This is a genomic window from Pseudomonas viciae (assembly GCF_004786035.1).
GTDB classification, from domain to species: Bacteria; Pseudomonadota; Gammaproteobacteria; order Pseudomonadales; family Pseudomonadaceae; genus Aquipseudomonas; species Aquipseudomonas viciae.
Map to the genome: position 1 here is coordinate 5,067,160 of NZ_CP035088.1, position 22,600 is coordinate 5,089,759.

A 22,600-nucleotide genomic window follows, 5' to 3' on the forward strand; every position below is an offset into this window, starting at 1 on the left:
CCCGTTCGACCTGACAGCCATCGCGACCATTCATCACTCAGCGCCCCCCACCTGTAATGTCTGACAGGTTTCAGCTGGGTTGAATCGAGATATAACGAACCCGTGCCTCCAGCCCTGCACCAGGGCTTCGAAGAAGGGCCGTGTGAACCATGCCGTCACGCAGTAGGAAGATTCCGCCGCCCCCACGCCATCAATGATGATGAATGGGAGAATTTTCATGTACCACGCCACCGTTGTTCCTGGACACCCGTCGCCCTACCAGACCCGCTTCCAACCCACCGAAAGCAAACCGCCTCAAGCCGTCCGACTGACAAACCGGGAAAAGGAATTTTTGCAGTGGAGCGAGGTTGGCAAGTCTTCCTGGGAGATTGCCATGATCGTCGATTGCAGCGAGGCCAACGTCAATTATCACTTCAATAACATCCGCCGAAAATTCGGCGTCAGTTCACGTCATCTTGCGGGGAAGATTGCGCGTGAGCAGGGGTTGATCTGAGCGATTGATCGCGTATCTACCGCAAAATCTGAAACGAGCAATTCTGGGATGTCGGGCAGGAAATTGCAGCCCAGCTCAATCGCTGTGAAAAAAACGCCAGCCAAAAACATTCGCCACCATGAACAAGTTGGAACTTGGTCATGGTGGCGGGCTGGTGGCATTTACTTGAATGATTGGGTTGCGGGTTGACCTTTTTACTCCAACCAGAAAAGTATTTTGACGAGCACTTACTTTCTCCTTACTCCCCTCAGTTGAGCACCCAGTTCTTCTGTTCGTCTCGCCAGCCTGAAATACGTTTCTAAATTCCAGAGTGTGTCTTCATTATTCAGCGCCCTTGTATAGCTAGTAAAGAGTTGTTGTTGTTCCTTCGTTCTAGCGGCGTTTATAGCTGAGTTTCTAGCGGCTTGTTTTGCGATGTTTTCGGTTTCTCTCGCAGTATTTCTAGCGGTGGTTTCGGCGTTTCTAGCAGCGTCTCTTGCCATCTTTTTTATTTCGTAGAGCTTCTGGGCTCTACTAGGAGGAGATGGGGTTGCGACCGGAGGAACTTCGGGCTTTGAAATTCCGCGTGTTTGATCGAGCATGTTCTGCCCCCCAAAGAGTACTCCTGGGGCGGGTGTTCCTGGAGTACTAGGGGGCACTGTTGGCACGTTAGCAGTACGGGGGGCATCTCCAATTTTCAATACCATAACTGGATTACCAGCTCTCGCAGTCGCATCGGCTGCGGCCGCAGTCGTCCGGATTGAGGGTGCAATACCACCGCTACTAGAACCCCGCGTAAATGAAAGTGGTATTTTATATATCACATGCCCCGTCGGATCCGTAAAACTAATCGGATCCCCGTCACAATAAGCATAAGCATTCACCCCCCCATCCCCAAACGGACTCCAACTGTCCGGACTATGAAACCTCATCAGCAACGGATTGAACGCCCGGTAACCATTGCCCAGCAAATACCACCCGGTCTCATCCCTGACTTCACCGTTATAGCCCGGATGTGAAGCCACCACCTGGGTCGCATCGCGATACCCATAAGCGCTGTAAGCGATTTCAGTCACTTCACCGCCTTCAACCTCCCTGAGCACACTACCGCTGCCGTCACCGGCCAGTATTAAAGACTTTGGGGATGCACCTTCCTGCCGCTCGGCGAGCGTCACTCCATCGGCCGATAGGTAAGTCCTGCTCTGGGTCGGGCTGACTGAATTGACGGGTTTCCCATCGCGATAAAACTGTTGCTCCCGGTGGGTATCGCTGCCGCTGGCCGACAACTGATCGCCGCCGTCGTAAGCGTAAAACCGGCTCACCTCCGAATCGGGCCCACTCACTTCAACCAAACGGGACAGCAGATCATAGGACAAGGAGCGCCCCTCTTCGTCCTTGATCAGGTTGCCGTTGGCATCGTACTCAAGTTCGATATTCGGGTAATCGGCATGGCTGTTGGTGACGCGTGTCAGTTGCACCGGGTCCGGGCCGCTGTATTCGAAACGCGCCGTATTGCTTTCAGTGGTCTGGCCCTTGATGAAGGTCGTGCGCACTTCTTCATGATTATCCAAGGCATCGAAGAAAAACATCTGCCGTGTCATGCGGTTGCCAAAGGGGTCCACCGGCGACTGAGGCCCTTCACAGCGATATTCTTCGAGCCGCCCGCGAAGTTCGTATCGATAAGTCTCGTTGCGAAGCAAGGTATCGCCCTGGCTCGCGCCCTCACTCAACTCACGCTGTACGATCTGGTCCAGGCCATTCCAGACCTGTTTCAACCATGACTTGCTGCCATTGAGATTAAACTCGCGCAATGTTTCGCGCCCCAGGGCATCGTACTCAAGATCGATGACCGCACTACTGTTCGCGCTATCCACCGTCGCAATACGCTTCATCAAACCCTGGTCGTTATAGGTAAAGTCACTCCGGATATAGCCATCGGTGCCCACTTGGCCAAGTTGGGTATAGGTCAACCTGCCGTTGGTTAGATCATAGTCAAACAGCTGAACCTGCTCCGTGACATCTTGGTAACGAATCAGTCGCCCGAGCCGGCTATGGACATAAACCATTTCATAAGGATCAGCGACCTCCGTCACCGTGCGTGTTTCCGTCTTTATCTCGCCCTGAACGTCATAAGTCCGTTCCAGCTCAATGTCGAGCTCCGATGAACTGAGAAGCCGGGCGTTCTGCGAATCATAGTCATAGGTGGCTTTGATCGGCGTGGGCACTGCATTCAGACGACTGATCGTTTCTTCGCCCGCAACAGCGTTGCGAGTGAGCGGTTCATCCGTCAGCTCATAGGCATACTCATAGTGGATGACATCGCCGCTGGGCTGGATGACCCGATTGGCCTTGCTGTAGGTGGTGTCGTACTCATGCCGGGTGACTCGCCCGCCGGTCGTGGACAGGGTGATTCGCTCCAGGCTATCGAACGCCTGTGTACCCAGTTCCGTTGCCCCTACTTTGATCGACGTCGGCAGATCGCCACGGCTGTGGCCTGCGTATTCACGAACCACCTTGTCCGTTGTCGGTAAAGTGGTTTCAAGCATGCGATCAAACACATCGTAGGTGTAGGAGGTCTTGTATCCCGCAGCGTTTTCTTCCTGCACAGTGCGCCCCAGGCCGTCATACAGATAGCTATGGAGGCTGATAGAGTTTTCAGCCAGATCGAAACGTTGAACTTTCACCGGTTTTTCCAGGCGGTTGTTGGTCGTGACCGTCTGGCCCATGCCTTGGGTCCACTCTGTTTTGGTGAAGGCGATAGGGTCCTCCACGGTGTGTTGCGTGACGCCCGCCGGGTCGGTGCTGCTGGACTGTTGCCCCCAATCGTCAAAGGTGTAAGTGGTTTTCAAAGGCAGGGGTTGGAGTTCCAGCCAGTCGATTTCCTGCTCTTCAGTCAATTGCCCCAACGCGTTGTAGGTCGCCCGATAGATGTCTCGATAAGCGCCATTGGAGAAGTCGGCATCCTGCTGTTCTTCCCGGACAGCGCGGTTCAACCCATCGAACCAGGTACGGGTTTTGATCTTCTTGACGTTTTCAACTTCCTGGAATGCTTGCCCGGTCGAGGGCTCCTGGCCATCGTCTGTCGGGCGGACGAGCCGGTAAGTGTAGGCACGCGTCGCCGCGTAGGTGGGGTCATCGGGGGCGACCGTTTCCGTCAGTACCCGCACCAAGGCGTCATAGGTCGTGCGAATCCTGATGTCCTTGTCCTGGGTCAACAAGGGTTCGCCATTGAGCAGCGAGCGTTCGGCAGTGATAACTTTGACCAGGCCGTCGTGACCGGTGAGGGTCTCGGTTGTTGCGAACACGGTTTCACCGAGCAGCACTTCGTTGGCGTTATTGATTTTATTATTTTCCGACTTGTCCTCGTCCGTCTTGACCCGGTACTCGTACCCCGTCGTCGAGACGTAATTGCGGCCCCCACCCACCATGGTCAGTGTTTTCAGCTTCTCGAGCCCATGCAGCAACGGATCATCAGGCGTGTCGAAATAATCGAGGGCGCTGGTCTCCAGCAGCACTTCAGTCTGGCCAACCATCTGGTGCAAACTCTCCTCGGTCATGATCACTGAAACTTCGCTGATGGCACTTTTATCCAGCGCTGGCAAAGTCTTATAGCTGTACCGAGTTCGTAATGTCGGCGCACCGGCCTGCAGGTCAGGCACCAGTTCCGGATCCGTTGCCGGTATGATCGTGGTGTGTTCGACATGCCTGACAAAGCCATAAGGGTCTTTTGGGCACTTGTCGGGCACTCCACCAGCCGGGTAGTAGGAACTGGCCTCGGCGACGCCACTGGCCTGGACGCTCAAGGTCTGGTTGCCGTGGATGTCGTACTCACTTCGCTCGACATCTTCACGCCATTTACGCGCATCGTCCGTCAACTCCCAGCGGGTAATCGCCTCTTTGGGCAACTGGCACTGGCGTGGTTGCGCATCGAAAGACAACGTATCGTCGTCATCGGCGTAATAGCGGGTTTTTTGGGTCTGCTTGTGGGTGCCCTGCAGGGTGGTTTCCGACACCAGCAAGTGGAAACGGTTGAACCGGCGGGTCACGCTGCGTACCGCGTTGGTCCCGACCATCAATGTCTCGGTGGACTCATACTCGTACGGGTCGAGCTCCTTATAAAGGTTGTCCAGATGATCCTCCGTCCATCCGATGCCACTGCCATAGCCGAGAAAATTATGGCCGTCGGCGCCATAGGTGTACTTCACCACGATGGGACGCTGTCCACCGCCCGGATCGGTAATATGGTCGGTCACCCTGGGTAATTTGCGTTGCTCATTGCCGGCACCGGGAAAACCATGGCCCGTATCGTTGTACATAACGGTTTCATGGGCGCCCAAGGGCGTCCAGACCTCGCGAATGCAGGTGAGGTCTTTCTCCGGGTTGTATTTGAAACGCCAACCGGCATTCTCGGTGGTCGGCAAGGTAATTCGATCGACACGATCACTCTTCATGCTCAGGACCACCTCGGCCAACGGCGAACCATTGACGATCCTGAAGCCTATTTTGACGGCATTGGTGATGAGATGACGGGTAACTTGCAGCAATAGACCACCGCTGTCTCGGATGGCGCTGAGCATCGGCTCTCCGGAACCGACTGTCATATATTCCAAGGTAATTTCGTGTCCTTGCGGGGAATACATTCTTACCGGCACGGCCACCTGCGGGCTGGCACCTCTGAGTTCCAATATCTCGACAAGCCCGGCCTTGTGAACGATCTTGAACTGGTCGCCAGGCAGCTGGTAAAACTGAAAGTCCTCGATTTTTTGCTCTTTCATGCGCTTACGATTGGCCACGCCTTCATAGGGGCCAGTGACTTTGAATGTCTGCCCCGAATACACCGAAACGACTTGGGTACTGGGCGTGTACTGGCTAAGGGCAAGGTTCCAACCCTTGCCGTATCCGCTATCCGTCAGATTCAAAGGGTTGTAGTTAAGCGTCAATGGAACGGACGGCCCCCGCAGAGAATGACTGAACAGTTCCGGCAACGATAACGACACGGTATAAAAGCCGGTTCGTGGATCGACGCCCGTCTGGATGAAACTCATAAAGTTAAAGGCGTTGGAGTGCACAGCGGTGGACGCAGTCATGGCTAACCTCACGAACAATTCAATATAGATAGCTAATACATGCAATGCGACTGACGCCGCACTGCGTGCAAGCAACTTACCGAAATCCAAGCATGCTTTGATCAACTCTTCCGGACGGGCATACCTGATGACCTACACTTGTTCACTGTCATCAAAATGATCCACATATAATCGATTGCGGTCCGAAGCAGGAAAACCAATAGCAAGGCTGTGTTGATTACCTTCATCATCCGTCAAATAAACATTAATTTTTTTAGCCCTTAGAGGATGTAACTTCTCCCGTTGATCCTGCCGAATACCGTCGGAATGCTCGCAGCGAAACAAGCCAATTCTGAACTTACCTTCCGCCAGGGAATGCCCAGGTTTCATCTCGGTCTGCACGGGAAGACCAAGGTTCTGGACCAATAGCGTTTCATAACGCATGATATTTCCATCACTCGGCTTCAACGGATCGTTATAGCCATAGCCGGTGTAACTGAACATGGTTTCATTAGGGGCAGGGCTTTCCCATTGCACGATCGACCGCAACCCTCGAACCTCCGCCCTCAGGAAATCGACACCGACTTGACCTTCCCGCAGATAAGTCAGCGCCCAGTAATCCGTCGTCTTCAAGTACCAGTCGAAGTCATAATCACTGTCTGGATCACTCCCGCCACCTCCATCAATACGCTGACGTGTCAATTTATAGTGATCTATGTGGGGGGTTGGCGGAGGGACGGGGGTAAACTGAATAATCCCGTCTGGATGTCCCGGTGTCGGCTCAACGTCCGAGCGCCAGGGATGTCCCAACTCATCCTTAAACAGTGCATAAAATTGGGTGGCCTTGGTGGCGCGAGTCACCATGAATACATCGACCCTACTGGGTAGCGATGCACGGTCGTCAGGTTCCGGTTGTGTTTCGCGCGGAGCCGAACCCGGGTACGGTTTAAAACGGTTGAAATCCCTCGTCTGCGCCCACCTCCGTTCGGCTTCCGGCGAGCCCTCATCTTCAATACCCTCTTGCAGGGCCGGCACCTCAGGTACAAGTTGGTTTGATCCGACGTAGACCATCCTCAATGAATCTTCTTCCTCCTGGGTCAGCCTCGCGTCGCCATTGGTCTGGATAACCGCTTGCAATGACAACTGTTGAAACCCGTTGGCGAACAATTGGTCGGAACGCAATGACACCAACTTAAAGCTCGTGAGGCCCGACCACCTGGCTTCCTCAATGTGGGATGCCAGTTTTATGATGCTGTAACCCGCATAGACGAGCATGCCCGAGGCAGAAATCTCGCACCTGACGATGTCGTAGGGCCGACGAGGCGTCGCCGGGGCGGTGTAGACACCATCATTGCTGACAGTCCCGTCTCCAATCACCCGCCAGATGCGCTCAATAGTCGCCGGGGCGCCTGACTTCTCGGTTAACGTCACGGTCGCCGAGCGCCCCACATTGGCAGAATACCGTGGCTCTATTTCCAGCGTAGGTGCAGCCCTCGTCAGCACCACCGCGGCCTCAACCGTCTCGCCCGTGTCATCCTCGACGGTAATAGTGTCCACGACGGTGAATTCAGGCAGGGCAAGCAATACGGCGGCCGACGGCGGTGTATAGATGGCGGTATTACCGGTTGCGGAGAGTCTTCCATACGTGGGTTGTTTCCAGGTCAACGTCGCCCCCTTCAGCGCTGTTGCGACGAAGGTCACGGTATTCGTTTCCCCCTCGATGCGTGCTACGACCCCCGGCGAAATCGTCATCGATTGGGTCGTGACCAGCAACAACGCCTGGACTTTATGCTTTAGCTTTGTCTGAGGATCGACGTAGGAGGCCGTGATGATATTGCGCACCAGTTCCCGGCCTAAATCGGCAGCCGCGACTGGCTGGTAAAGCCCGGAGGTCGGGTTGATCGAACCCGCCGATGTGTTCGAGTTGAGACTCCTGACGCTCCAGCTGACATCCATCGCGGCGCCATTAAGATAAGCCTTGAATTCAACCGGCTCGCCACCAGCCTTCATTACGTGAACCCCAGGCTCGATGATCAGCGACGTGCTGGAGGGGGCCAGGCTGCCGAATATCACCAGGTCGGCAGGTTCACGGCGGGTATGTTCCACAAAGGTATTTTTTTGTCCGGGAAACAACAGACTGTGAATCAGCTCTAATTTGTCGTCGTCGGATCGATCGACATATTCCTGAGCCAGTACGATGGTGGCCGAATAGTCCTGGTCGCTGTCATCGGGAATCAGGTAGGGGAAACGTTCCGGGGGCGGAATATCCCCGCCATGGGCGCTGCCTCGCAGTTTGACCATGACCACCACAGCGCCGTCGGCTGCATTTTTCGCCCCGGCCACTGCGGCCCCGGGCGCCCGCTGGGTCAGGACAATGAAGTTCGTCGGGGTTAAATCACTGCCCCCCTTCAGATCGAGGATACCCAGCACATAAACCTGCTCCTCGGGCGGCAAGGCCTTGAACCGCTGGTCAAAGTACTCACCGAGCTTGGCCTGGCTGTCGCTCGGCCCCACGAGATTGCAGGAAAATCGGGTGCCCTTGGACAAATCCAGCGTTACCCTGCCCAGTCGATCGACCACCCCAACCACCAATGAGAGGTCCAGCTCCACTGTCAATGTATAGCCATGTGCCTCGGTAATGTCGAACTCATACAACAAGCCAACGGTCTTGTCATGAACGCTGAAGTTCCCGCCCAGAATACTCAAGGTCAGCTTGGCCCGGGATGTGTCCAGCCGTGCAGGTTCGAACGACAGCAGCGGCTTACCCAGCAGGATATTCTTCATGATCCCATATTCGGTTGCTGGGGTATTGAGGTCCATCGTGCCGGAGAAGGTCGGCAAATAGTTGGAGCCATCGTATTTATCCAGCCATTGCTGCTGGAGTACCCGATTAAGCCGCTCACGGTTGAAGACACATACAGCACCCCAACCCCAGGTAATCGAGCCTTCTTTCATTTTTTCAACAATATCGGCAATGGAGTTAGTGGCCATTTTGAGTGTCCTCAGCAAGTGAAGCGATCTGGTCCAGACACTCTTTGGCCTTTTCGCGGACGTCAGAGTCCTGGCTGAACTGTTCAACTTTTTCGTAGACGTCTTCCAGCAAACCGTTCAGGTCATCAAGAGCGGTAGTTTGTGGGATTTCAGGTGGAGGCTTCGCCGGAAGGGGAGCGAGTGGGAAGGAAAGAATAGTGAAGCCGGAAAATTGCACCCAACCCAGATCAACCATCGAAGTGATCAGAGCGAACTGACTGTTGGTTGTTTGACTGACGGTAAAAATCCCGCTATCTACATCAATGTTCCCAGCGTCTTCGGGTATACATTGCCAAATAACCGTTTCTGTTGGGGTGGCGCCACTGATCAAGGGGAGCAGCCGTACTTGATTTGCCGACACCCCGTCAAAACTGGTGTCTATAACCATTGAAATATAATGCCTGACGACAATCAGGGTTGTTTGCTCCACATTTGTCGCCGTGTTTTTAACAATGACTTTATCTATCGTGAAGGCCGGGGCGGGCGCTAACAGCTTCGGCGGAGCGTAGTATGTATTTTCCCCATTTTCATTAGCCGTTTCGTTAATACGACCGTCGCCCTCGACACGCCATCTCAAGGCCCCACTCGTGCTATGGGCCGAAAGCATGCGACTTTCTTCGGGTTCCCCAGCTTTAGAGCCATTACAAACCTCGATCAGCGGATTCAATGTGATTGCCCTGGCCACTACCGTCACCAGCGCCTTGCTTATATGGGGGGGATTGTTGCCGATACGCGCGGTGGCGACTATCTTGACCCGCTTATAGGTCCCATGGATATCCGCCAATGAAGGGGCGGTATATTCACCTGAAGTGGGATGTATGCGTCCGACTCCCACAGTACCGCCTTCAAGGTCCTCGACACTCCAGGTTACCCCTGACACCGAAGGCTCTGCCTTGAACGTATGGGTCCCATCGTAAGTCAACATGTGCTCTACAGGTTCGATGGAAAACGTGGTCAGGCGAGGACTGATGGAGCCGAATAGCGCCATTTCCCCGGTAAGGTGCAAAGTCTTGAGTTGTACAGCGTCTTCGCTGTTGAAAAAAAGCGTGTGCAGAACGAATACGTCGATCGCCTCAAGCCCATTGAAAATAGTCATGGCCGCATTGGCCACGGCATCGCCTATTCGAGCTTCGAAGTCACGTGAACTCATATAGTTTCGCACATCAGAAGGTAGGTCTCCGGCACCAGAAATATTCAAAGGTGCTTGATAGCCCGCCACCTCAACCTTAAGCCGTCGCGATGTTTCATCAAGCGAAAACTGATAGTTACCATTCAGTCCTATGGCGATCTGATACGAATAGGGTGTCCCATCCACCGTACATGTCATAGTGCGGTATTTATCATCGGCGCCCATACCCACTCTACAATAGGACAAAGCGTTTAAGGGAAAGAAGAGCGTCATGGTGAGTAAGCGATCACTGTCTATATAGATCGGCATCTTATAATCGGAGAATCGAGCCTTCTTACTACCAACGGTCACTTCAAACGGTGGAATCGCCAAATAACCCTCGGTATCTGGCTTAACCTTAAGATGATAGACGAATTGATTGCTATTCTTCGTACCGATGAATTCAGCATTTGGCGCATTGAACGCCCGGGCAGTACCTTTACCGATAATGCCATGCATGAAAAAGTGACTGCCAAAAATCATCATTGCATCAAGATCAGGCCGATCACTGGGTAAGGGATACAACCAATCCTCGCCTGGGGTACCGCCCATTATTTCGTCATCCATGGCGATGCGTACTTCAACGGCGCCGCTGCCAAAGTTCGCGGCTCCACGTGTAGCGGCGCCTTCTTCCATAATGGTGCGCAGCCTGAACTTCTGGGGTTTTATGAACGCCTGGGTGGTGGTCGCCAACGTCCCCAGGGAGAACGTCCGCTTTACCGGGTCGGCCTCCCGGAACTTGCGCTTGAAGAAAGCCCCAGCCATGCGGCGCTCATGCTCGACCCGGTCGCCCTTCACTTCCCAGATGTAGCGTTGGGAACGAGGATCGCCCAAGTCCAGCACCACTTGGCCATCCTTCTGGACGGTGCCTTGGATATCTTTCAGTTCTACCCTGTCACCCACCAATGTCGGATGATCCAGCGGGTCGTAAGAGCTGATTTTATTGATCTGAGCGAAGCCGAGCACGTCATCCATCGTTATATTTTTACCCCCGAGAATGGCCATGCTCATATTGGCTTCAGCCGAATCCAGGTCGGGGTTGTTCTCGAAGCTCAAACGTGGCGCATCGGTGACGTAGTCAATCAACCAAGTCCACGTCTTGTCTGTTGAACCATAGGGTTCACTGATAGCAGGCATCACCGAATGTTTGTCATGTTTTTCGATATATTCCTGCAGCAGTAACAGGTTGCATTTGCCTCGATCGTAAGCCACCAGCGCGCTCCATTCAGTGGTACGCGGTTTGATGGCGGCCCATTCCAGATATTGGGCAAGGGTTCTTCGCGGTGCGGCCATGATGTGTATCCTCTTCTCAGGACATGAAAGGACTTGCCGATCGTCACGAATGAATAGGCAAGTTATCCGTACACGTTGTGTCAGTGCGGGTAGTTGAAGAGCACTTTGTTTGGTTGGACAAAACTTCTGGGGCGGGCTTGGGCGCAAGGGGGGCGAGCGGTAAAGGAAGAATGGTAAAACCGTCGACCTGAAGCCAGCCTAAATCAATCCGCACGGTGATGAGTACAAATTGACTGCTGGTCGTTTGACTGACAGTGAATAAACCCGTGTCTTGATCAATCGTCCCGGCATCTTCGGGTATATATCCCCACATTGGTGGCTGTGGTGGAGTGCCGCCGCTTAGTTTGCAAGTCAACTTCACTCGATTGGCGGGCAAGTCCTCAAAATCGGTGTATATAACGACGGCCGAAACAAAATGTTTGAGTACCATCAAGGTTGTTTGCTCTTGATGGGTGGTTGTATGGGTAACGATTATTTTATCTAGCGTAAATGAGGGCCCGGGCGCTGCGTGCTTCAGCGGCGCGTAGTATGTATTCTCGCCATTTTCATCAGCGGCTTCGTTAATACGACCGCCGCCCTCGACACGCCATCTCAAGGCACCACCCATGCAATGGGCCGAAAGCGTACGACTTTCTGCTGGTTTCCCAGATTCGGAGCCATTACAAACCTCGATCAGCGGATTGAGCGTGATCGTCCTGGCCACCACCGTGATCAGCGCCCTGCTGATATGGCGGTTGCCGGGTCCGGTCGCAGTAACTTTTATCCGCTTATAAGTGCCGGAGATCTGTGCCAGGGATGGGGCGATATAAGCACCGGTGTCGGCATTCATTTGCCCCGCACCCGCAGCGTTACCCTCGAGATCTTCCACCGTCCATTTGACCCTTGAGGTGGCGGGCAGTGTTCTAAACTGGTGAGCCTGTCCGTGGCTCAACAGAACTTCCACTGGATCAATGACAAATGTGTCCAGGCCAGGGCCAATAGAGCCGAACAGCAGCATTTCACCCGTCAGATCGGCGGTCTTGAGTTGTATGGCATTCTCGGCATTTAATAAGAGCGTATTCAGCGTGAATACATCGATCTCTTCGAGGCCGTTGAATATTTGCATCGCTGTGAGGGCGACAAGATTGCCCAGCCCTGTTCGGAAGGCAGACGTGTCCATGTAGGAAAGCACGTCAAGTGGCAAGAGCAAGTTAGGAACGTAACGTACGAACGAATTGAATGAGCCCAGTTTCACCTTTAAACGATGCGACGCTTGATCCAGTGAAAATCGATAAGTGGCGCTCAAACCAAGGCCCATTAAACAATGGAATGGCACGCCATTCACGGTGCAGACCATCAGCCGTCTTACATCTTGAGAGCCCATGCCCACACCCAGCGATAGCGAGCCATCCGCGTCCCGGAAAAGTGTCATGGTGAGCCGATGATCAGCACTGAGATGAATGGGAAGTTTATAGTTGTGAAACGTCAGCTTTTTTGTGCCAATCAATGCCTCGAACGGTGGAATTTCCAGGTACCCTTCAGTTCCATACTTGACGCCAAGCCATTCGACGAATCCTCTGGAATCCGTTCGACTTTCAAATTGGGCATTGGGCGCATTGAATGCCCTGGCCGTGCCTTTACCAATAATCCCATGCATGAAGAAGCGGGAGCCGAACATCATCATTGCATTGAGATCCGCTCGGTCACTCGGCAGGGGGTATACCCAGTCTTCCCCTGGCTCCCCACCTTGGAGGTCATCATCCAAGGCGATGCGCATTTCAATGGCGCCATTGCCGTAGTTCGAGGCTCCACGAGAAGCCCCGCCTTCTTCCATGATGGCGCGTAGCCGGAAAGATTGAGGTTTCATGAAGGCTTGGCTGGTCTGTGCCAGCGTCCCCAGGGTAAATGTCCGCCGAACCCGGTCAGCCTCCCTGAACTTACGCTTGAAGAAGGCGCCGGCCGCCAGGCACTCATGTTCCGACTCATCGCCAGAAACTTGCCAGTGATGACCCTGGTAATCAGGATCGCCCAAATCCAGCAACACCTCGCCGTCTTCCGTGACCCCGCCCTGAATGTCTTTGAGCTGTACCCGTTCGACCTCCAATGTTGGATGGTCCAAAGGGTCGAAGGAGCTGATTCTATTGACTTGAGCGAAGCCGCCCGCGTCGTTCAGCGCTATGTTCTTGCCTCCGACAATGGCCATGCTCATGTTGACTTCGGCCTTCTGGCCGTCGGGGTCGTTTTCAAAGCTCAGGCGTGGCGCATCAGTGACGTAATCGAGCAACCAGTGCCAGGTGAACTCCGATGAGCCATAGGTTTCATTGATGGGGGGCATCGTCGAGTGTTTGTCGTGCTTCTCGATGTATTCCTGCAACAGCATCTGGTTACATTTGTTTCGGTCATAAGCCACCAGCGCACTCCACCCGCTGGTCCGTGGTTTGAGTGCGGCCCATTGCAAATACTCTGCAAACGTTTTCCGGGGCGCGGCCATGGTACTTATTCTCTTCTCGGGAAATGGAGTGGCTGCCAGTCCACTTAAAGTTGAGGGTCAATCCGCCAATACAAAACCGGCAGGTAGATAGGCTGTTTCCGCACCTTGCTCATAGGTAATAGTGACTTGCACATTGATGCTGCCACGCTTCAAAGGCTGAAACGCCGCAGGTAAAACAGCCTTTGCAATTAACCTGGCCGTAACGTCCGTATCCTTGACAACGTAGTTTTCAAGAATGAAGGCCGATACGGGAGAATCACTGTTGTTCTTCCCATTAATGACCGCATTGACGATCTGGTCTTCACGCATATACGGCCAGGCATGCAGGGTGAACAACTCGCCAACCGGGGTAATTCGGCTGACATAGATGGTCCCGTTGTTTTGCTGGGCCTGGGCGGACTGAATGGTCTGGTAACGATACTTGTCGATGGGCAATACGCGGACAATGAACACTTGCGACGGCACCGGTGCCGGTTCTCCCTGCTGCATTACGGTGTAATAAACCCGAACCGCCTTATCCAGGTTCGCAGGAATGTATTGTGGGGGAATGTTGTACGTACGCCCCTCAGGGGTCACGGGCGCCAAGGCAATATGTTTGCCACTGGTGCCGTAGCCGTCCCAATACACTTTGACTTCGTCATCGGGCCCATAGTTGGCTTGCGGGTCAATATCGATGGTCACGCCGGAGGCGCTTAAGCTCAGGACATCCAAGACGCCCTCACCCGGTACCGGATCCTCCGGATCGGGTCGGGCGTTCTGGACGATGACCATCGGCAGATTCAAAGGTGTGCGCACGTTGACCTGATAGGGTGTAGCCGAGAGCGCCGCACCGACCCTGGCATATTCGTAGCGCAAATCGATCCCGGCGCCCTGGCTGACGCTGACCCATTCGGCATCGAGCATGAATTCAAAAAAGCCTTTGTCCAGGGTCGATGCGTCGACCCTGGCCCGCAAGACGATCGGCACCACGCCCGTGGCGGATGAAACGGCATGGCAGAGAAGGTCATCACCGTCGCTCATGCCGGGATAACCCTCGATGCGCAACGGCAAGCCATCGGGAAACAACAGGGGGTTGATCGTGCCGCCCTCGTGTCCGACGATCGTCAACTCCGGCAACATCGCCGAGCTCGGGGCCAGGAGTTGAAAGGTTTGCCGAGCGGAGAAGGTGACGGCCTGCTCGGTGCCGACGTATTGGATACCGTAGTGCAATTCAATGGAGCCATCCTCGACCCGCATCAGGTCGGAGCGGTTGAGAAACAGGCCCAGGGGTTTGCCCGGCTGCCCCTCCTGAATAACGCTCGGATAGGCCAGCGCCGGGAAATATTCGCTGCCGTCAGGGTAAAACCTGCGGCAATGCAAAGTGACCGTATCGCCCACCGCCATCGCCTGGTACGGCACCATCCACGGGGTGATGATCAACTCCGCCTTCTCCAGGTCCAGATGAAGGTCATGGGCTTCTCTGATCTGCACCACCGGCAGTGGATTGGGCTGCATCCGAATCGTCATGCTCCGGGTTCCTTATGCTTTAAAAATACTTAATGAAGTTTTTTCAGCGATGCAAAGGACAGCTACTGGGCTCCTGTCTTTAAGATTTACGCCTGAACGAGCGGCTTTGGAACTATCAGAAGTGTTAGGTTTACGCGGAAAAATTTTCGGTTATATTTATGCGAACCGCATCCTCTAAAAGCTGAGATCAGAATATGAACACTTTCAGAAAGAGCTTTACCCTTCTTTTATTTAGTCTAATAGGTTCCCATTGCATAATCACCGCAAGCAATGCCGCAGGATACATTATGGTTCGTGAAGGTGATGGCGTCCGAGAGTGCAGCATCCCAGCTATTCCAGGGGAGTATTATGTTGGAAACTATGGATGCACAAATGATCAGGCATATACCGTTCGCTTCGTTAACGTACCGTCCGCACTCCACATCACTTTTTTGGATGATCGGTGGCCTGGAGGTAACTGCAGATGGAACGATAGTTGGGAAATAGAAGTTCGCATGACAAAAGACCCGACCACCACTCCCGCTGACAGCTACATATCTCTCGCTGTAATGTACTCAGCACCTTTGAACTCAGTCATTGCACCTGGCGTATTGAAGATCAGGCATCGCGCAGGCGACAGCCAGATCAATGGACATCTTAGCTGCGTAGCTGTCAGCGAAGGAAAATGAAATATTAATATTACGCTTCAAGAGACATTAATATGGCCACCACCACCGCGGTCCACTCCAACGCCTTCAACTTCCTAAGTTTCGTCCAATCCGGAGTCGACGCGCGCACGGGCCAATACACGGTTTCCTTATCTCTACCAGAAGTCAAAACCTGCGAACTCAGCGGCCCGGTGGTGCCCCTGACACTCAACTTCAACCCTCTCAACACCGTCGACGCCGGTTTTGGCCTGGGTTGGGAAATGGGCCTGACGCAATATGCGTCCGACACCCAGATCATCTCGTTGCATTCAGGCGAAACGTTCAGGGTGACGGGGCCCTACCCCGGTTTTACCCATCGCCTGCGGATGAAAGAGCAGAAAATAGAAAGCTTCCATTTATTCACCCTGCCCGATAACGATAACCGATTCAAGGTCGTGCACAAATCAGGGCTCGTGGAAGTGCTCGAATTGAAGGGGGCCTCGCCACAAGTGGCCGTGCCGGTAAAAATGTATTCCCCGCAAGGCCATGAGGTCAGCCTTGAGTACATTACCGCCCCCAGTGGCCAACCGATGCTCAGTGCCCTTCTCGACAGCACCGGGGCATTGCTGCGGATCACCCGCGATACGGCCGCGCATACCGTCACGTTTGCCATGGGCCTCACCAATGGGATCCCTTCGGCGCAAGTGGTGCTGAACCTGATAAATGATCACGTCGAACGCATCACCCTGCCGACCACCGAAGGCGCCGGCTGGCGCTTCGAATACCAGACGGAGAAAACCCTGAGCTGCATCAGCGCGGTCTGGACGCCTTTGGGTACCCATGAAACCATCCTGTACAACGACGAGGGCCATGGTTTCCCCGGCCGGGATACCCAACGCAAATTGCCCAGGGTGACCCGCCACACCACCGACCCGGGCGGCGATAATCCGCCCATTGTCGTGGCATACAGCTACGGGGCCGATAGCCATAATTTCCTCGGCTATGGCAGCGCCATCAACTGGGATGACGACGGCCTGGACAACCTCTTCAAAGTCCTCGAACCCTACACCTACACCACCACCGAAAGCCTGATGAGCGGGACCGAGACGGTGCGCAGCATCACCCGCACGTTCAACCGCTTCCACTTGCAGACCCAGGAAGTCATCGCCCAGGGCAACCACCAGAAAACCATACGCACCCGTTATTACGCCGATGATGACGACAAGCTGTCCTTCGACAACCAGCCACGGCAATGCCAGCTGCCAAGAAAAATGTCGACGTTATGGTCGATCAGTGATGACCCGCGCTTCTGGCGCATGGACACGGAAATCAGCGAATACGACATCCATGGCAATCAGACGCTACGGGTAGAGCCCAGCGGCGTGACCGAAAAAATCACTTATTACCCCGTTGAAGGGCTCGAAGGTTTTTGCCCGGCGGACCCTTATGGTTTTGTGCGGCATGTCCAGGAGAAGACTCTGGCGCCGGCAAACGACCCCGAGCGGGTTCCGGACCTTCAACCGGGCGCGCCGGTCATGCGCACCCGGTTTCGCTATGAGTCCTTGCCCCCCCTCACGCCCCTCGATGACAGCCCGATCACCTTGCCCTGGTTGTACGTGGTGGAAGAGCGCCTGTATGAATTGATCGACACGCCCGCGTCATCCTTCGGGCGCTCGAATGGGTTCGTGGCGCAAGAGCCGACGGAGCAACAGCTTTCACGCACGGTTTTTCACTACATCAATGCTCCCGCCGACCCACTGACCCACGGCCGGCGCTCCCGGCAAGCCATCACCCTGGGCAGTGACAGCGGCCCCACGTCCTTCATCGAATACAGCTACACAAAAAACCCCAGCAAGCAGTCATTGCGCACCGAGCAACGAGCATCGACCGATGTCGACAGTGCCGTACGCACAGTGGTCGACGAGCGCTCGATGCTCAACGGCGAACCGTTGCTGGTCACCGACAACGGCGTTCAACACAGTTATCGCTATGACGCCCTGAACCGGGTGCTGAGCGAAACCCAGGCCCCCGACAGCGACTACCCGGCCACGCGCCGCTACGGCTACCGTTTGATCCGCCCGGCCGATGCGGGGCAAACCCCGATAAGGACCCAGGCCTACCAGCAGATGGAAGACGTCAAGGGCGTGCGGGTGCGCACGTACTTCGACGGGCTGAGCCGGGCCGTGCGCGAGGAAATGGAAGACCACGACCACTCCGGCGCAAGCTATCGCGATATCTACACCGCGAAATACAACGCCAAGGGCTTTTTGGTCGAGGAAACGGAAATCGATTGGTTGGAAACCACCAACCTCAGCTTGACCACGTCCTACACCTATGACCTGTGGGGGCTGCAGGACAGCGTCACCCGGCCCGACGGGGTGAAGGAGTGGACCCTCAACAACCCGATAGCCTTTACCACCGAAACATGGATCGACGGCACCGCACGGGCCCGGACCATCACCAATCGTTTCGAAAAAACCGTCAGTGTCGAACACATCGGAGTAGATGGGCGACACCTCAGTCAAACAGCGTTCAAGTACGACGGGTTGGGCAATTGCACCCTGGAGATCGACGAACTCGGCCAGGTCACGCGCTATCGCTACGATGCTTTCGCGCGCTTGTGCAGTACCACCCTGCCCGACCTGACCACCGTCCATAACACCTACGCCGAGCACAGCCAGGCCGAGCTGCGCACCTCAATCGATGTCGAACCGGGCAATATCCAGGTGCCCATGCGCAACGTCGGCGAACAAGCATTCGATGGCCTGGATCGGCTGGTCAGCATCACGGTGGGCTCAAGACACGAGCAACAGGTATATGAAGCCGGCCATTTCCAACCCAAACACCGCATCACCCCGGCCGGCAACCAGATCAACTATCAATACAAGCGTGGCCTGAGCGAAAAACCGACACTCATCAGCGCCCCCGACGATGAGTCTTCCTTCGAAGTCGACGTGCTGGACGCTCGGCTCGACAGCTCGAAAAACAACCAGGGCGAATATCACTTTTCCTATGATGAAGTGGGACGCCTGACTGGCGAAACCTGGAAAGATGCCGTCGATAACAAAACCTACCGCACGAGCTACAACACCTCGCTCAAAGGCCGTCGCTTGAGCCGTACCGATATCGGCAACCATCAAACCCTGATGGATTACGACCGACGCAACGGGCGGCTACTCGGCATCGAGCAAGGTCAATTGCAGGCCGTCTTCGAATACGATGCAATCGGCCGCCTGTTCCGCACCACCAGTACCGACAAGACCACTCAAAATAAACTGACGACCACCCTGGAATTCGATGAGCTCGGGCGCGAAACCTTGCGCACCTTGGTTTTGCTCAACGCACAAGGCCAACCAATCGACGCCGAACGCTCCATCGAGTTGACCTACCTGGCCGACAGCAATGTAAAGACCCGGCACCTGCGGGTCACCGGCGCCAGCGCCCTGCTGGAAACCTACAGCTACGACCTGCGCGGTCGCCTGGAGCGCTATCGGTGTTCGGGCAGCGACTTGCCCAAGGACCGTTTTGGCAATGCCATCGTCAGCCAATACTTCGAGTTCGATACGCTGGACAACATCATTTATACGCGCACGGTGTTCAACGATGGACGCCTGGACATCGCGCACTTCACCTTCGCCGAGGACGATCCTTGCCAACTGGTGGGCGCCCGCCACAGCCATCCGGACTACCAGCACCTGGAAACCCGTTTCAACTATGACGCCGACGGTAACCTGGAACACGACGAGTTGGGTCGCCGGCTGAGCTATGACAGCCAGGGACGCCTGGTGGAAGTCAAAACCCCGGCGGGATTGTCCCTCACCGCGTACCGTTATGACCCCCATGACCAGTTGCAGGCGGTCACGCCCCAAGGCGATACCCAGACCTTGCGCTTTTACCAGGGCACACGGGTCACTGACACGCTGCACGATGATCATCATGTCCAGCTCCTCTACCATAAAGGCCAACCCCTGGGCCAACAAACCCCCAGTGACACCGGGCAGACACTGTTGCTGCTGACCGACGCCAAGCGTTCGGTCATCGGCGAAAACCAGGGCAACGACCTGCGCAGTGCCGTCTACGGTGCTTATGGCGAACGGGACGAGAACAGCAGCCTGCAGAGCTTGCTGGCCTTCAATGGCGAGGCGGTAGAAAGCACTGGATGGTATTTGCTGGGCAATGGTTATCGGGCCTACAACCCGAGTTTGATGCGTTTCCACAGCCCCGATGCCCTGAGTCCGTTCGGCTCGGGTGGGCTTAATTGTTATATGTATTGTGCCGGGAATCCGATTGCTTTTAGTGATCCGACTGGGCATCAAGCGCAGAACGAGCTCATTCATAACACTTGGTTCAACCTTGGCGCGGGCTTGGGCGTTTCGCTCTTCGCCTTGTTCGTATCAGTCTTTACACTTGACCCAGCTCCCATGATCGCGGCTTTGGCGGCTATTTCCGGATGGACAGCGAACACGACGGCGATGGTGACAATGGTGGTCGGGGCAACAGGGGCAGCTATCAATGCTGCAGGGCCTGCCATTGCGGGAGCCACGTTTATTGCGTCGTTGGGGGTGGGGGCTGCAGCAATGTTCTTGCAGGATCCGAACCTCAGGAGAGTCGCGCTGTGGGGTGATATAGTCCTCGCTGGGATTGCGTTGCCCAGGATCAAAATTCCGACGCTCAAGATTCCAACGATCATGGGGCCGACGGCGCAAGCCCCGAGTCCCACGCCTAGGCCTTCGACGAGTTCCTTCGGCCCTTTAGATAATTTAGATTTTGATCAGTTCGGGAGGGAGGAGCCGCGAAAGTCATTTTCCAGCGACGCTAGCAGTGAGCACCCGTTCCCCCCACTCTCAAGCGCGCCAAGTTCAAGAACGCCATCGCCTAGGAGCAGTGTTAGCTCACAAGGCTCTGGCAGCAGTAGATCAAAACGAAGCATTAGTGACACTAGCGAGGCCCAAAACGGCAATGGCGCTGGTAAACCTTCGCGAGAAGGCAACGCTCGTGATCGTACTCGTACTCGTACGAGGGAGGAATGGGTGGCGTTAGACCAAGCCAATCTGGAGGTAAATCCTGTAGAGGGGGGGCGAGATTGGTTTGCGCACAGAACAGCTGAGCACCCAGACCAGCTAACTTGGGTGAAGCGGAAGAAGCGGCCGAAGCCCACCATATGAGACCACAGGCAAGCCCAGATTGCCTGGCTTTCCCATAAAGAAACATCATTAAACAACGCCCAGCCTCCCCCAGAATACCAAGAAGGCTGGTCAGATTCATTGTGGCGGACACTCGCCTGATGTCAGTCAGGCAACTGTGGGAGCCAAGCTTGCTCGCGATAGCAATCTTTCTGTGCCGTTGATGTTGGATGTGCCGACATCATCGCGAGCTTGCTCCCACAGGGGGGCACCAGGCTGCATGCAAGGCTGTGATCACCTCGCAAAACGGTGATGCTCGTATTGGCGAGTCCAGCCAAAACACCTACCACAATGACCACCCGGACTCACTCGATCAGCGTCGGCGTCAAAAGGTCGAACCGTGTCCATCTTTCACCCCCATCGAAGCTGACTTTGGTCTCGACGGTGAATTTTTGATTAGCCATCAGAGACGACATAAAGGCCTTCGGCAGCCGGACACGTATCCCTGCCGTGACTTCCGCCTGTTGAACCCGATGCTCATTCAACACAATTTCGCTCACGTTTTGAGCCTGGGCATTCTTACCCAACACCGTAATGGTCACCAGGCACGCCTCGCTGATAAAGGCCCATGCACGTTGATAAACGGGCACTCCCGCATCGGTAATACTCGCTTTAGAGACAGGGTCGGTAAAAGGGGACTCAAGCTGAGGCACGTGGAATCGATACACAGGGTACGAGCCAATCGCTACCGTCAGGGTCCTGGACTGTTTGTTCGAGGAGTCTGCCAGGACCAGATCGTAATAAACCGTCACGCGCTTTTGGAACATCGCCGCAATATTGGCCGGTGGTACGCGCACTTGTTTTGTGCCCCAGGGCACGGGAATGGGGATGGCCCCCACCGTACCTGGCTCACCAAACTGCATATGGACGATATCGTCATTGTAATAGACGGCATCGTCAGGGATTTTCGCCGTGGCACCGACTATTACGTTCTGTGGGTTCAGGTCGGCATACTCCGCGGGGCTTCCTTCAGCCTCGATGATCCACGGATGAGGCACGTAATGCGGCGCGCGCACCACCGCTACTTGAAACGAAACCGCCGTGGACTCGGCTGTTTCATTACCGGCCCTGTCGGCCACGTGGTAGGAAATCGAGCGCATGCCATCGCCCACGATACGGATCAGCGCTTCAGGGAAATCAATGAATATGGGGTCTTCATAGTCATCCCGTGTAAGGTCCTTGATAACCTCTTCGTACTGACCGTTGTTTTCATTCAGCCATTTTGCCGTGATTTTATCGCCGGGATTGGGCTCCGTATAAGGAGGAACCCTCACGGTAACAACCCCGCCATGGTCGATGAGGTACTGCTCGGAGAGGCCCTTCTCGATGATGTACGGGTCGATCAGTAATTGACTGTTCACCGCCAGAATCGGCGCGGTGGTATCGAGCGTGATCACCAACACGGCGGATGTATCAGTCTCATGGTTATAACCCTGCGTCTTGTAATGCAACCGATGACGCCCGTCATTACCGCGCAGAAATCGTTGAAACAAGGTCACATACTGGTCGGATGGCTCAATATCTGCTCCCTCCCAGGTGCGGCGATCTACCGGGTCCGGGTTGTCGTCAAGAAACAGTTCAACCGACTCTTCACCCAGCTTAGGATCAGAGTGCTCCCACAACTCAAACCAGACCTTCAGGTCGTCGTGCGTGGCGGCTTCCGGGAGCAAATTGGGTTCACCACCCGGAATGTTATCGAGCAGTTCCTCCACGCTGGGTGCAAGCAGCTCTTTAGGGCTATAGGAAGACGACGTATTCGTTGACTCGCTCATGAACAAGACTCCTT

Annotated in this window: 8 protein-coding genes; 2 read left to right on the forward strand and 6 right to left on the reverse strand. The window is 55.0% G+C overall.

Features of this window, described 5'->3' with window-relative positions; all coding sequences use genetic code 11:
* The first annotated feature begins 217 nt into the window (after nt 1-217).
* Nucleotides 218-493 carry a helix-turn-helix transcriptional regulator gene (locus EPZ47_RS22400; RefSeq protein WP_135846725.1) on the forward strand — a complete coding sequence of 92 codons (276 nt, stop codon included), beginning with the start codon at nt 218-220 and terminating at the stop codon, nt 491-493.
* Nucleotides 494-720: 227 nt separating this feature from the next.
* On the opposite strand, the gene EPZ47_RS22405 is transcribed toward EPZ47_RS22400, so the two are convergent.
* From EPZ47_RS22405 to EPZ47_RS22425, 5 genes are all read right to left on the reverse strand, one after another.
* Nucleotides 721-5,559 carry an RHS repeat-associated core domain-containing protein gene (locus EPZ47_RS22405; RefSeq protein WP_135846726.1) on the reverse strand — a complete coding sequence of 1,613 codons (4,839 nt, stop codon included), beginning with the start codon at nt 5,557-5,559 and terminating at the stop codon, nt 721-723.
* 132 nt (nt 5,560-5,691) lie between these two features.
* The gene (locus EPZ47_RS22410; RefSeq protein WP_135846727.1) at nt 5,692-8,529 is read right to left on the reverse strand and encodes a hypothetical protein; all 2,838 of its coding nucleotides are present in this window, start codon (nt 8,527-8,529) and stop codon (nt 5,692-5,694) included.
* Complete coding sequence (locus EPZ47_RS22415; RefSeq protein ID WP_135846728.1) at nt 8,519-11,029, reverse strand: hypothetical protein; 2,511 nt, start codon at nt 11,027-11,029, stop codon at nt 8,519-8,521. The genes EPZ47_RS22410 and EPZ47_RS22415 overlap by 11 nt, the downstream gene beginning before the upstream one ends.
* Before the next feature lie 43 nt (nt 11,030-11,072).
* Nucleotides 11,073-13,418, reverse strand: coding sequence for a hypothetical protein (locus EPZ47_RS22420; RefSeq protein WP_135846729.1), 2,346 nt, complete (start codon nt 13,416-13,418; stop codon nt 11,073-11,075).
* Nucleotides 13,419-13,556: 138 nt separating this feature from the next.
* Nucleotides 13,557-15,005: a hypothetical protein gene (locus EPZ47_RS22425; protein ID WP_135846730.1), complete on the reverse strand. Its 1,449-nt coding sequence runs from the start codon at nt 15,003-15,005 to the stop codon at nt 13,557-13,559.
* Between the two features lie 700 nt (nt 15,006-15,705).
* Between EPZ47_RS22425 and EPZ47_RS22430 the strand changes: the two genes are divergently transcribed.
* The gene (locus tag EPZ47_RS22430) at nt 15,706-20,796 is read left to right on the forward strand and encodes an RHS repeat domain-containing protein (protein ID WP_135846731.1); all 5,091 of its coding nucleotides are present in this window, start codon (nt 15,706-15,708) and stop codon (nt 20,794-20,796) included.
* 323 nt (nt 20,797-21,119) lie between these two features.
* On the opposite strand, the gene EPZ47_RS22435 is transcribed toward EPZ47_RS22430, so the two are convergent.
* Nucleotides 21,120-22,586 carry a hypothetical protein gene (locus EPZ47_RS22435; RefSeq protein WP_135846732.1) on the reverse strand — a complete coding sequence of 489 codons (1,467 nt, stop codon included), beginning with the start codon at nt 22,584-22,586 and terminating at the stop codon, nt 21,120-21,122.
* Nucleotides 22,587-22,600 lie beyond the last annotated feature (14 nt).